Origin of the sequence: uncultured Rothia sp. (assembly GCF_963507905.1) — a bacterium.
Taxonomy (GTDB): Bacteria; Actinomycetota; Actinomycetes; order Actinomycetales; family Micrococcaceae; genus Rothia.
This window is the reverse complement of record NZ_CAUOUU010000014.1, coordinates 18,621-32,371: the sequence shown is the minus strand read 5'-3', so window position 1 is coordinate 32,371 and position 13,751 is coordinate 18,621. Positions and strand designations below refer to the sequence as shown.

Below are 13,751 nucleotides of genomic sequence, written 5' to 3'. Positions count from 1 at the left end.
TAAAAAAAATTTAAAAACCCCACCGACAAGCCAAAACACCCACCAACACCAGAACCGCATACAGACACCACCCACCCTGCACCCAGCCAGAACTACAGACCCGATTTTGCCTACTAGAGATAAGGAAACACACCACACCTCACCGAGGAGACCACCATGACCACCCCCCTGATGAACACCACCACCATCATCGACACCCTCAACCGCGACTGGACCATCACCAGCAGCCAAATGGTTCTCTTCCAGGACGCACCCATGCTCGCCGCCGACGTCCTGCACCTGCTGCTCACCACCGCACCCGGCCCCGCACAAGACGCCATCTGGCACGAAGCCCTCACCCGCGCACTCACCGGCGACACCATCATGGAACGCACCCTCACCCAATCCACCATCCCCTGGATCCTGCGCCTCAGCCGCCAAAACGCCATCATGCAAATCCTCACCCACCGAGGCGAAGCCGAAGACGCCTTCAGCATCCTGGCAGGCGCAGCCCTCGAAGCCATCCGCAAGTACCCCCTCCACCGCACCGAAAAAGTACGCGGCACCCTCTTCTACCGCCTCCTGCGCATCGTCACCCGCCTCAAGGACGCCTACACCCTCCCCATCGACACCGAAGACACCACCACCACCCACACCCCCCTCACCTTCACCGACACCACCACCAACCGCGAAGCCGCCACCGAAGCCGTAGACCGCCTCCTCGGCGACGCCGTCAACGCAGGCATCATCACCGCCAAAGAATCCGACCTGCTCATCGCCTACTACACCGACGCCGCTGCGCTCGCGCAGCGTGAGGGTTGCTCCGTTAAGGCTTTGGAGTGCCGTGTGCGTCGTGTGCGTAATCGTGTGCGTGATGGCTTGAATCTGATGTAAAGCCAGCACAGGGTGGTTTTTCTGGGCGTGTGGTCTCCCAGAGATAAAAAAGATGCACATAACAAAGAACATGTTCTTTGTTATGTGCATCTTTTGTGTGTGCCCAACAAACACAAGAGGGGCAGCCCAGCAATAACGCCAAACTACCCCTCACACACGCATCACTTGACGTTGACCGCGTAACCATTCTGCACGCGAATCAGCTGTGAACCGTCCATTGGCACCTCATGGATGAGTACACCGGACTCATCGCCAGTAGTCCATTCCACCCTGTACAGGATAGAGCTGCGCACCTGGTAGACGTCCTGTTTCTTAGCCTTCCACGAGCAGTTGGAGCCGCCACGCGGCTCACCACCGTAAATCTGACCGGCATCATCACACTGGATAAAGCCCTGGGTACCGGTCTTCTGCCCGTCGAAATGAACGTTCATCGCCATAAAGCTGAGCTTCAACTGAACGTGTGCGTCACCGTCCGTGGATTCCACAACAATCGGATTCCGCTTGCTCGACGCGCGAGCCTTCGACGGCGGCACCCAAGCCCACACATAACCCTGAGTGAACACAAAGGCGTCCGAACGCAGGTTCGCGTCAGACGGCTGAGTACGAACCACAAGCTTCTCGAAATCGTAATCAGCGAGCGCATCCTCAGCCAGCTGTGCACCCTTCTTCGCGGCAGTAGCACGAGCCTCCGCCTCACTGGTCGGAACCGTGATGTGGTTCTTGCTAGATAGGGCGCTTAGTGAGGGCTGATTTCCCGTCGGGGTGCATTCAAACCTGGTGTAGTTCTTGGCTATAACAGCAGAGTCAATCTTCTTGCTCGCGTAGCACGACTCCGGCGCGTAGAACCAGGCATCGTCCTTCTCACAGGGCACCTCGACACCGCCGGTAGCGATGCAGGTCTGGCCCTTCATCGAAGCCACCGGCTGAACGACAGGAGAATCCCCTGCATCACGGTTTTCATTCACCGGAGCAGAATTATCAGATGATTTTTGTTTTCTACTATGTTTAGCTGAGATGTGGGAGTCGGATACGTCCACGCTGGTATTATCTGCAACAGCTGGGACTGCCAGGCTAGAGGCCGTAAGCGTCGCAACAAGAGCAGCAGAGAAGACGTGCTTGAGGTATTTCATCTTCACTTCCCCATCCTTTACGAGGCGCAACCAGTATTCAGCTCACGCGCACCGGCATACACGTAACGGCCATCCTGCAAACGCAACACCAGAACCTCATCAGTAGTCACTGACTCCGGGCCGGTCACAGCACGCTTACCATCAGGAGTGCGAACCTGCGTCCAATCCGAGCAGTACGTCACCTTCAAGTACGAGTAAGGGTACGAGGTGCCATCCGGGTATTTATACGTCAGGATGTCAGAGACTTCCACGTTGCGAATAGTTACATCGCCGGTAAATACACCGCCGTTGTTCTTGAAATCTGTATGAAGAGAGTCAATGGTTTTCTTTACCTGATCCATAGTTCCGGAATCAACGAACTTCAGAAGCTCCTCATCACTGGTATGTTCCAGGTCGCCATGCGCCCAGGCGTTAAACATGCGGTTCTCGTTGATTGCAACACGCTTAGCTGCCTTGATTGCTGCTGCCTTGGCGATCGCGGCATCCGGATTCGTGTCATCATCTGCACGAATTTCAATCACTTCAGAACCCTTCGGATTTGCCGCCACAGTTGCCGAGGCCGAAGCCTTCGCAGTAGTGGGGGTGGAAGCAGCAGACGCGCTCGCCGAGGCGGTAGCGACCGGGGCGTTATTGGCGGTTTCGGAGGATTCGCCGGCTGCCTGTGCACCGCCGCCACATGCAGAAAGTGCAAGCATCAGGGTGACGGACAGGGCGGCCAGGCCGGTGCGGGTGTTCAGAGTCTTCATGGTGTTCTCCTTTGAGGGTTCCCCGGTTTTTGTGCCTGTGGGGAGGTGGCAATGATAGGTTTATCGGTTGGTTTCACGGTAGCACAAGGGCCTGCCAGTGGTGCTGGCAGGTGGTTAGATGCTCAAGGTGGCGCCGCGTGCGATGGCGAAGCCCTGGTAGCGTGCCATTTCGGAGGTGGTGTCGAAACCGGCCTCGGTGAGGCTCTTCAGGCGGGTGGAGACTGCGTCCCAGCAGGCCTGTGCTTCGGCGGCAGTGGTGTCCGGTGCCTTCAGCTCGGCGGCGCATCCGCTGCAGACCTTGCCGGTGATGTCCATGGAGTGCTCGGGGCAGGTGCCCTTGGGCATGGTCACCAAAGGTACCGGTGCGGTAGCGATGGTGCGGGTGGGCGGCGGGGTGCTGAGGCCCAGCAGTTTAGGCTCCTTGGTGAGGGAGTGGGCGGCCAGTGCCTGAGGGTCGCTGATTGACTTGGAGCGGGAGAAGACGGTGGAGACGGCAGTGCGCAGTGCGTCGTCGGAGACAGCGGTGAGGTCCAGGCCGTTGCTGGTCAGTTCTTCGCGCAGCGCGGTGAAATCGACGCCCTGATCTGCGACGACTTCGACGATTTCGGGCTGGGCGTCCTGCACCGTAGCAGGGGTTTCGATGCGGACGGGAGCCGTGGTGGGAGCCAGTGCGGGGCTCTGGGATGCGAGGGTTTCGGGGTGGTTGGTGGTGCGCTTCTTTGCAGATTTCGGTGAGGACTTCTTGGCACGGCGAGCACCCCAACCGAGAAGCTTCTGATGCTCGGGGCTGATGGGGCTAAAGTGCAGACCACCACCGGTGGCGTAGTGCTTGAAACCATACTCTTCGATGTAGGTGTGCACGTCAAACTTGGGGCCCAGCGGGGCAAAATATTCACCGGCAGCAGTGCGCAGTGCGTTACGGAAGCTCTTACGGAAATCACGCTCTGCAGTGGCTGCACCGAACTGCGAAGCCAGAGCAGACCACGGCAGGTAGGCACCCTCACCGCGCAGGCGAGGCATACGTCCTGCCAGCCACAAGAACGCGTCACCAACCATCGGCGAACGCGGGTACTTGCGGGTAATTTCACGCCAATTCTCGATCAGAATCCTCATAGACCCTTCGACGGGGGATGCTTCGGCGCTGATGCGGTCGAAGAATTCCTGGCTGAGGACGACGACGGAGCGGTAGGCGTCGTCGAGCAGTCCGTCCTTGTCGAAGGTGAACTTCTCGCCGGAGCCAATCATGAATTTTTCGGTGGAGAAGTTGCGTCCGGCCAGGGTCCCGGGGTGGTGGATGGTGATGCTCAAATCCAGGATGGCGCGCAGCTGATTCTGGACCATGGCACGGTTGGCAGCGGAGTAGGGGATGTCGAGGTCTCGCAGGAATCCGCGCCAGGTGCGGGAGATCTCGATGGTGCGTGAGTTCGCGTCGAGGGCTGAGGAGACCAGCCACATGAGCACTTCGCGTCCGATGCGGCCGTAGGGGATCATGCCGTGTTCGAGGTCACCGTGGGCGTTGAACTTTTGCGGTGCGGTGAACAGCACGGAGATGTCGCCATTGGTGCGCACCCAGGAGGTTTCGGGCATGCGCTTGTACGGCAAAGAATGGTTGATGAACAGCCACGGATAGTGTGCAACCGTGTGGTCGGTAAATGCGAGGGGACCAGCGGTTTCGGGGTGCTGGAGAGTGCCGCCAGTGGGGGCGGTGTGCTCAGCGATGATGCTGCTGAGAGTTGCTTCGGCTTCATTGCCGGGGGTGGACTTAGTGTCCGTGGGTACGGTAAAATGAGGCATTGTAACGCCTGACTTTCTTTTGTAATTTTAGCTTCTTTAGGTGTTACCTCTGGTCCCGTGGCTGCTGGAATAGCCGCGGGGCCAAATTTTTTTTAGTAACGCTCTCACAGTATCCGCACAGGGTTCAGAGTGTCAAGCAGTGGATCAAGCTTCATGACATCGTCGTCATCAATCCCCTGAATCAAATGTTTTCCACAGCCCTCATGCTCGCGCGCGCTGATGATGATAGGAAATATATTTTAGGAATATATTATAGGGGCGCTTTTTTTGAACACCGATTCTGTCCAGTAAATACAAGGGATTTTAGGGTTTTCCACAGGCCTAGTGGGGGAGTTGTCATCCCGGGGTTGCGGGAGTTCTAATCCCGAGTTGGGGGAGTTGTCATCCCGGGTTACGGGAGTTTACATCCCACTTAGCGGGAGTTGTCATCCCGGCTTTAAAGGGGTTATCCACAGGGTGCAAACCAGCACCTTTATTTAAAGAGTGAGGAAAATCACTATAAGAAAACTTGAAATTGCCGCAATGTCTAATTGCTAAATTACTTTCCCAAAAAACTAAAAAACACCCCACCCGCCAGATATACAAAAAGAGGCGGCCCGGCACACTCACCAGACCACCCGCCAAAACACACCAGCACTCACTCGCCGCAGAACCACCCCCGAATCCCCTCAGGACCACCTCTCCCCCACCACCACTACCTGCCAACAACCCGACAAGTCGAAAAGTTGGCAAGTCGGCAAGTTGGCAAGCCCCCCACCCACCCTCACCTGCACACACAAAAAGGGTGCCCCCACCACCTGAACCACAAGCAGCAAAGACACCCTCACGCCCAAGAAACAGGAAGACTACTACCCCTCAGCAGGCAACCGAAACGAGGCATACACCCGCTGAGGCTCAGCCGCCTTCACCACCTCAGGACGAGACCACAAATCCCCCGCACCCTTTACCACCGGCAATGGCACACGGCTCGGCTTACCCGCCAAACGACGATGCACCAACGTCTTAAACGATCGCACGCTGGCATAACCCAACAACTCAGCCGCCTCATCAGCAGTACACGTGCACGCGGCCAAGATATCCTCCAACGTACCAGTCTCCACCAGCCATTCAGCTAACTGCTCGTCCGTGCTTGTGAATTCCAGCGCTCTTTCTAAGCGCTCACGCAGGCTTCCATCTTTGCGTTGTGTCATTTCATAGCCTCTTTCTAAGAAGTAATAGGTGTTTTAGCGGCGCTTACGGAATTGGCTCCAGAAGCCTCGGCGGGTGCCTGCCTGGTCCTGAGTCTTACGCTCTTCCTTGCTACGGACAGCATCGAAAGAGACCATCTGGATCTGCACGATGCGTCCAGAAGAGCCATCGTAGACAGCCTGAAGCTGATGCATCAGCCACGACTCAAAGCTACCCTTGTGTACATCCTTCACATCAGATAGGACGTCGGAGGCATGGAAGCCTCGCTTGCTGCCCACGCGCAGCTGATGGCGGGTGCCGTCAGCGTTCTGAACGGTGACGTTCATGTTCACGCGCTTGTCAGTGTGTGCCTGACGACGGGTGACGTCATGCAGATCATCCATTGCGGCGTTAAAACCAGCCGCACGACCCTTCGTTCGCTTGCCCACCGGCATGTCGACCATGTAAAAACGGTTGCCGCCTGCTCCTTCAAGAGGTTTGTGGTGGATGAAAGCGCTACGGCGCGGTTTGGGAACCGGGGTGCCTCGCGTATCGGACGGAACAATCGACTTCTTCTTCGAGCCGCGCGGGGCGCGCACACGAGCCAGCTTGCCGTCCTTGCGGCGGCGACGGGGCGCCTGGTGCTTTACCTGACCAGTTTCTGCCAGCTCCGTGCCAGGGATGCGGTAGGCCTCGTTCTTGCAGGTGCCTGCCAGAATCTTGCGCACCAGAGTCTCTGAGCGGCCTAGCTGCTCGGCAATCTTCTTATTGCTCAGCCCATGCACCTGCTTGATGTAGGCGAAGAGCTGAGAGAGCGGTGCCTTTTGCGGATCCATGCTTCACATCCTCTCTAGGGTCTAAGCGTCTTCCTCGAAGACGTCGTAATCAAATAGAGCATCTTCCGGAGGGATGAACTCGTGCTCAAAGACTGCCTCATCCACACCAGGGGTGTATCCAGCCTTCACGGCTCGGTCTCGTAGCTTGTCACGGTCAGCACGCAGCACCGGAGTCTTCACCGGCCCAGGCAGCCACCCCTGAAGACGCAGCAGACCGGCACGCCCGTCATCGGCGCCACCATTAGCTTCAGGGAGCGACCATGACGGCAACACGGACGAATAAATAGCGTCACCGTTAATGCCGATGATGGACCGGCCCGGCAGAGTCAGAGCACCGGTCTGCACCGGGGCGAACCCCTTACGGCGCACCGTATGATGCAACACGCGAGCGCGTCCACGTCCCCATACCTGTACCGCGAATTCGGGGCGGTAGAAGGCTTGTGAGCGGGGGTTGTGGTTTTGGGGGAGGGTGTAGATGAATGCATTGCCTTTGCGGATTACTCCGTCTAGGTATTTGCCTGGGATGCTGGTGTGGTCGTAGGTGATGGCGGTGGCGGAGCGGCCACGGGAGGCGAACGCACCGATGGACTGAATGACGATGGCGCGTAGTGCTGCGCTGATAGCTTTGGCGACGGCAGGGTGTAGGTCGGGGCGGTTGTCTACGACTTCTCGTGCTTCGGAGAGACGGTTAGCCCAGGTATCCAGGGGGCGTGCGTTCACTAGGCGGCGGGTTGCTTCGTCGGCGCCGGGCTCGAAACGCTTGCGCTGTGCCTTCTTTTCGGTGGTGAAAAGAATGCCTTCGAGGAAGCGGAAGTGCCAGCCGAACTTTTGGGCGACGAACAGCTCGGAGGCGTCAATCCATGCCTGACCGCGTGCGCCGGGGCGGTTGGGGTAGTACCATCCGTGGGTTTTGTCCTCGAAGGGGATGCCGAAGATGCCGACGTGTTCCCAGGTGTCGGGGACGGTGAATTCGACGGCGAAGCGGGCGCGCACGTACTGGTTCTCGCGCCAGAGGTCTTCGCACTGCTTGGCGGTGAGTCGGTGTCCGGGGCCGGTGCCCAGTTCGCTGCAGAGGGCCGAGTACATGAAGCGTCCGTCGGTGTAGGCGAAGCCGTCAAGCTGCGGGGTGTGCCTCGGGTCGATCATGGGGACGACGTCGGGGTGCTGAGGCATAGCGGGACCGAGTACGAGGTGGTCGAGGTGGTGCTGGGTGCTGGTGCGGTGCAGGTCTTCAGCAATGTCCGGGTCCACGGGGATGGGCGCGTAATTCTTGGGCAGTGAGGCTGCCCACAGGTTCTGCCCGGTGGCGGCGGGGGTGAGCATCAGCGGAGAGCCGCCGAGCAGGTCAGAGCGGAAGAAATAGCTCAAGATTGATTCAAGGGTGCTCCATGCGCTGCGTGCCTGGTTGGGGGTGAGGTTAATCTTGCCGAACCATTCGGAGGAGACCTTCACGTCGATGCGCTGGCCGGTTTCGATGTTGTCGAAGCGTCCGGTGGGAGGGGTGCCGAGCCAGTGGCCTCGGGGGGTTTCCCAGCCGGGGGTCTGGGTGAGCAGCCAGTGGCGGGTGTTGCGGTCGTTGCGAGGCACTTTGCCGGTGAGGAAGATGCGGGTGACCGGCTGGCCTGCTACGCGCAGCTGGGCTGCAGCGTTGAGCTTATCGACCAGGTTCGGGTTCTTGCGGCGAGCGCCCGGGGCTGCCTTGAAGGGTACGCCGTCGGAGGTGACGCCGTAGCCGGTTTCGTAGTCCATGAAGGCGGTGTGGATGGGTTTTGGGTTCCAGGGGGTGGGGCGCATATCAACCTCTTGTTGTTAATTTACAACTTTTGTCACTGTGACAAATATATAATGTTTGGGGGGGCGAAAGCAAGCTTTTTCGAGGCTGTGAACCCTTGAAAATCCGCGCTAGATTCGGTGTTTTGTGCACTGGTTCGGTGGTTCATGAAGTAAGCCTGGTTTCTCGTGTGTGAGTGCACGAAGAAGCCCCGCAAGAACTGGTTGTTCTTGCGGGGCTTGTGCGTATCTGGAGGTGAGAGCGCTCCATCATAGATGAGGGAGCAGGGGGCATAAAATGTGGGCCCGGAATTCCGACGTCCCAGGCCCACATACATGCACAAAATACATCACTCCATCTTCCAGGAGCTGCATTTCGGTATATAACAACACGACAAGGACCTCTAATAGGAGCCCATGTCAGAACCTAATATACCCGCTGGTGCCTGTGGGTACCTAAACAGCCTAGTGCGCAGGGGTTAGATCTTGCGGGAGTCGAGGTGACGCTGATGCCACTCCATCATTTCCGGCAGCAACAGTTCAGGCTCCACGCTCTGACCAATGATCGCAGGCACATCCTCACCGACAATGAACCAGTCCTCAGGCTGGGAGGCCACGTAGGTTTCCCATTCTGAGAGGGTCCAGAAGCCCAGACGCTCATCACTAGAATCCACAAAGGCCCAGTCGGTGGGCATCATGACCGGGTCCTTAGCGGTGTCCTCGGGCTGCTCCTGATGGAGCAGGTTCCGCCAGTTCTTCTTGGTCATCACCAGCGCATTGGAGCCGTCCTCGAAGTACTCATCACGGTCACCAATGTAGGAGTCGGTGCGCAGGCGCTGCCAGAACTGCTCCAAGGTGATAATGCCCTGCTTCAGCAGCAGGCACAGGTACTCGACACGGTCCTTGCGCGGTGCGAAGCCGCCGGTGGGCATATCCGAATACAGCGGGAACAAGAAGCCTGCCCGGTAGTCATCCAGGTTCATCGTCTCCCAGCAGAAGCCGTTGCCGTCGCACTCATCATGCGGGTCAAGCAGCGTCATGCCGGAGGACTCATAGATGGCCATGAGCAGCTTCGCGGACCCCTCGCCACCGGCGCGGGTGTACGCCGTGATCAAGTGCTCGCGGGCGTACTGCTCCTGAGCCTTGGTCAGCACGTACTCGCCGCCACCGGTGCGGCGACGGAAATTCAGGTGCTTCTGCTCAGTGCCAGCCTGCAGGGCGTTGCGGTGACGGGCAGCTGCTGCCGCAATCATCTCATCGGTCAGCGGCAAAGTACCAGCCAGGTGTGTCAGCGTCTCGTGGGGGGTGACCAGGTTGGCTGCTCGCAGGGCGGCTTCACCGTCATCAGGGTTTCGGCGGTAGAAGCTTGCGACGAATTCCAGCTTGTCCTCAAGGTCCATGGTGGCATTGTTCTCACGGTGCCACTGAGCATCTGCTTCATTCTCTGCTTCTTCTGCCCATTCGAGCAGCTGCTGCAAAAGAGCGTCCACGCTGTAGAGATCCTTGTAGATGCGGTCGTAGAATTCCTGACGCTGCAGGTTGATCGCTTCACGCTCTTCGACCAGGCGCGCATCCGCTTCCTGCGCTGCCTCGTAGGCACGCTGCTGATCAGCGGTCAGTGAATCCCACCAGGCCTTCTCGGCAGCCTCATTGAGCTCATCCTCATCAGGTGCCGGCAGCTGAGGTACACGCAGCGCACCCGGGGTATCGAGCTGACCGGTACCGACAGCCTCCACGGTGATCGCACCGTGGCGATCTTCGCGCAGCGGGTGGTCACTGTTCAGCCACTCACGTGCCTCACCGATAGTAATCGGCTTAGTCAGCCGGTACAGGCGCAGCTCCTGATTCAGGCTGTAGAGGGCAGAGCGCAGTGAATCGAAATGTGCGCGGGCAGAGGCCTCATCCAAGTGCGCGTAGATGAAGTCGCCGCACTCCTGCCAGTAGGGAGCCTCCAGGCGGGGATCTCCCCACACCAGTTCCTTACCGTCCGCACGCTTGTAGTGCGGGCGGCCCACCGGCGGGTTATTCAGCTCCTTACGGCCTCGGTTCAGGTGCACCAAATAGCCGTAGCAGCCGGGCTCATCCTCCAGCTCAGCGTCCAGGACAAGAGCATCACCGGCAGAGGCACCCTCCACCACCCAGTGCTTCTCATCGTTGAAGTAGGCGATTTCCTCATCAGTCATGCTCTCGAAGAGGGAGGCGTCAAAGAGCATGCGCGGGTCGGTGAAATCACGCCCGGGTGCCACATCCCCGAACGCGTTCGGGATATGACGCGGAAGGTCAGCGGGGATTCCCTCACGGTGCCACTGCAGCGGGTGGGCGGTCAGATCCTTCACCCACGGGGTTTCACCGGTCACGCCCGGGGCACGGGCAACCATCAGCTCAGCAGAGAGATCCTTACCCTTGACGGTGACGCGGTGCTTCTTCTCCAGCGCCTCGTAGCTGAAGCGGCGGCGGCGCAGACGGTCACGCTGGTACTGCTGCTGGTAGGCCTTATCTCGCTCTTCCGTCGATTCAAAGGTAGACATGGAAGCTTCCTTCCTTTCGTTCGGTCGTGTTGTCGTGTTGTTCTTGTGTATCTGCCTCCACCATAGCGGATGAAAAACGGCAGATCCGGTCAAATGAAGGCGTTTATCGCGGCTGCAAAAGCCTAGTTCCCCGTGATTTCAAGGGAACCAACCCACATATCGGTTTCAAAATGTCCCACATTCAAAGGTTGTGGTTAGCGTCGAACATCAGCCATCGCATCAAACTGCTGCGCGCTGACCACCACCACAGTCTTCTGACCCTTGCGAATCACAACCATGCCCGGCTTGGCGGGGTGCTTATACGCCTTCAAGCCATTAGCCAGCTTGCCCTCCTGCGTGAAGGGAACCGACACCCACTTCTTGCTGCCGCCCGCCTGAGTCGAGGACACACGGTAGAAATGACCCGCATGGAAATCACTAGGATCAACCGGCTTACGCTCAGACTCCACGCGAGCGCTGTAGACCAGGCCGCCCTCGCTCTGCTGCATCTTCGCCATGGCACTGTTGCCGCGTTCGACCGCTTCCTTCCTGCGTGCTGCAACGACGGGGCTATCTGCGAACTGGTTAGCTCGGCGCTGCTCACGGGCCAGGTTACGCTCGACGCGGTCTCGGCCTCCGCCTCGATTACGTTTCTCGCTACGGCTTTTGGGCTGCAAGCGTTCGGGCTCATTGACCATGATTTCGCGGGATTCGGCCTCGACCCTGTCACGGGCGCTCTTGTCCATGGCGCCGAACTGCTCGGCTGCGTACGTGTTGATGCCTTGACGGCGTGCCTTCACCGCAACATCTAGCAGCATGTTGTCCAGCGAACCCAGCGTCTGAGCGACATTCTCCTTGGCACCGGAGACGCTGTTGAAGCTGGTGCGAGCGCCCTGTTCGGTCACGAACTGTTCGGTGGTGCTGTTGTGGCGGTGCCCGCGATGGGTTCGGTTGACCTTGCTGTTGAACGCGTTGTGGCGGGAGAACATGGTGGTGTCTCCGGCCTCGGCTGCGCCTGTCAGGATTTGGTGCGTGTGTACGTGGTTCGCCTTGATTTCGGCGAGTTCTTCGTCGGTCAGTTCGTTAGCGCGTGCGAAGTGGTCCCAGTCGTTCTTGCGTAGGCGGATGCCCTTGTGCAGGTCCTGCCAGGGCTCGCGGACAGCGGGACGATTCTCATAGACCGCGCCCACGTTGAAATAGGCGTCCTGCACGGAGGAGTTGGGGATGAGAATGCCCAAAGTTTCGCCGTCCTGCTTGATGAGGTATTCGACCGTGTAGGAAGAAGATCCCTTGGTTTTCTGCATGATGCGCGCCTCAATATCGAGGTGGACGCGCTCACCGGTGGGGGTTTCGAGGCGGACGTGGCGGGTAATCGTCATTTCACGGTGGATACCGGTGGCATCAGAGAGCTGCAGTGTGTCATCGAAGCCGTCAAGGATCAGTTCACCGTCGGGGCAGGCGCGGTCCCACTGGCGAATATCGACCTGAGCGATCTCCTCAGCAGAGTAGGCGGCTTCACTGAAGATGCCGCGTTCCAATGCGTTCTCGTTGCGGTCATTAGCGATCTTGGAGGCCAGCTTGGCCTGGTCCCACCGGTGTGCACCATCAACGGCTTGCTTTTCCAGCATGTCCAGGTTGCGCCTCTGGTGATCCATGATGATCTCTTGCAGAGCCTTATTCTCTACGGTCACGTCACTAGAGAGCATGTCGAGACGCTGCTGAATGGCGCCCTGCAAAAACTGGTCTCGGGCCTTAGGGGAGGTGTAAAACTCCCTCTGGGCGTGCATGTAGGCGAGGAACTTTTCATCCAGCAGGCGGCGGGTCGCAGCAGAGACTTTTCCCCCGTTGGCCGCTTCGCTCATTGCTAGAAGTAGGGCGGCGTTGTACTCATCCTGAGCTTTCCTAAAGTGCGGGGCGTAGTGGGTGAAACAGCGCGGTCCAGGCTTCCAATCGCACATGAGGGCAACGCTCCTTAAACAAACATTTGAATATGGGACATCATCAGTACCTATTATATTATTCCCTTGCAATAAAAGGCATCATTGAGGCATAAATGCCCAACATATGACGCCACACCCACCCCACTGGAGACAAAAATAACCCCCACAGCACAGCGCACATCACGCACTGCACCATAGGGGTCAGTCAGGCTAATGAATTAGCCCTCCAGAAGCCTCATACGAGCCTGAGCAAAACGACGAATCGCCTCTGAATAGAACCACGACGAGGGCACAAACACCTGCGAGCGTCCCCGCCCCGAAACGTAGATACGCTTCGCCTCCTGGTGGCATATCTGTGCCACATCTTGCGGCCAGCGAATCTTCCGCCGAAGCGTCTTCGGGCTCGGCGGCTTCTGACCAGAGGCTAGAGTCTGTCGAATAATCTCTGCCTGCTCCAGGCCCTCCTGACGGGTCGGCAAGTAGCCCGTAAAGGCTGCGAGCATGTAGGACTGCAGGGGCATGCGTACTCCCACCAGCTGCTCCTCGGTATCTCGCACATCCTCCAGCATCTGCAACGCATCAGCATCAACCAGTAGGGAGGTCAGCGACCAATCACGAGCCGCACAGCTGCACTCATCACGGGGAACCGGCACCCGCTGCCCCTGATCATCTAGAATCTTCTGACACTGGCACCACAAGATTTTCGGTAGCGTGTCCAGGTAGGCGAACTCGGGTGGGTAGGTACGCTTGCGTACCCTGGCCATCTTATGCACGACCTTCTGCTCACCCTGACTTGCCCTTAGTAGCTGCGTCAGAATCTCCCGATCCATCGCCGCCTTACTCGCAGTCAGCTTTTTAGCCCGCGCCTCCGCCTTTGCAAAAGCGCTCTGTCCACCAGCCATCTCTTCCTCCTGCCTCGGATTTTCTTTTCCCTACATGAGACTATGCCTGCATCATACACCGCACCCCATACGGAGCATCCCGCCGC

At 58.5% G+C, this 13,751-nt stretch carries 9 protein-coding genes; 1 reads left to right on the top strand and 8 read right to left on the bottom strand.

Annotation, left to right across the window (positions count from 1 at the left end; all coding sequences use genetic code 11):
- Positions 1-156 precede the first annotated feature (156 nt).
- Positions 157-873 carry a hypothetical protein gene (locus RQ593_RS08300; protein WP_311450318.1) on the top strand — a complete coding sequence of 239 codons (717 nt, stop codon included), beginning with the start codon at positions 157-159 and terminating at the stop codon, positions 871-873.
- A gap of 161 nt (positions 874-1,034) precedes the next feature.
- Here the strand turns inward: RQ593_RS08300 and RQ593_RS08295 are convergent, their stop codons facing one another.
- The 8 genes from RQ593_RS08295 to RQ593_RS08260 form a co-directional block, all read right to left on the bottom strand.
- Entirely contained in the window at positions 1,035-1,838 is an 804-nt protein-coding gene (locus tag RQ593_RS08295; protein ID WP_311450317.1) for a hypothetical protein, read from the bottom strand.
- Positions 1,839-2,020: 182 nt separating this feature from the next.
- Positions 2,021-2,749 carry a methyl coenzyme M reductase subunit gamma gene (locus tag RQ593_RS08290; protein WP_311450316.1) on the bottom strand — a complete coding sequence of 243 codons (729 nt, stop codon included), beginning with the start codon at positions 2,747-2,749 and terminating at the stop codon, positions 2,021-2,023.
- A 114-nt stretch (positions 2,750-2,863) separates the two neighbouring features.
- Positions 2,864-4,543 carry a replication protein RepA gene (locus RQ593_RS08285; RefSeq protein WP_311450315.1) on the bottom strand — a complete coding sequence of 560 codons (1,680 nt, stop codon included), beginning with the start codon at positions 4,541-4,543 and terminating at the stop codon, positions 2,864-2,866.
- Between the two features lie 1,223 nt (positions 4,544-5,766).
- A complete protein-coding gene (locus RQ593_RS08280) occupies positions 5,767-6,546 on the bottom strand; it encodes a hypothetical protein (protein WP_311450314.1) in 780 nt (259 codons plus the stop codon).
- A 21-nt stretch (positions 6,547-6,567) separates the two neighbouring features.
- Positions 6,568-8,340: a hypothetical protein gene (locus RQ593_RS08275; protein WP_311450313.1), complete on the bottom strand. Its 1,773-nt coding sequence runs from the start codon at positions 8,338-8,340 to the stop codon at positions 6,568-6,570.
- Between the two features lie 455 nt (positions 8,341-8,795).
- The gene (locus tag RQ593_RS08270) at positions 8,796-10,844 is read right to left on the bottom strand and encodes a hypothetical protein (protein ID WP_311450312.1); all 2,049 of its coding nucleotides are present in this window, start codon (positions 10,842-10,844) and stop codon (positions 8,796-8,798) included.
- 194 nt (positions 10,845-11,038) lie between these two features.
- Positions 11,039-12,781, bottom strand: coding sequence for a hypothetical protein (locus RQ593_RS08265; RefSeq protein ID WP_311450311.1), 1,743 nt, complete (start codon positions 12,779-12,781; stop codon positions 11,039-11,041).
- 200 nt (positions 12,782-12,981) lie between these two features.
- Positions 12,982-13,665: a hypothetical protein gene (locus tag RQ593_RS08260; RefSeq protein WP_311450310.1), complete on the bottom strand. Its 684-nt coding sequence runs from the start codon at positions 13,663-13,665 to the stop codon at positions 12,982-12,984.
- Between the last annotated feature and the right edge of the window lie 86 nt (positions 13,666-13,751).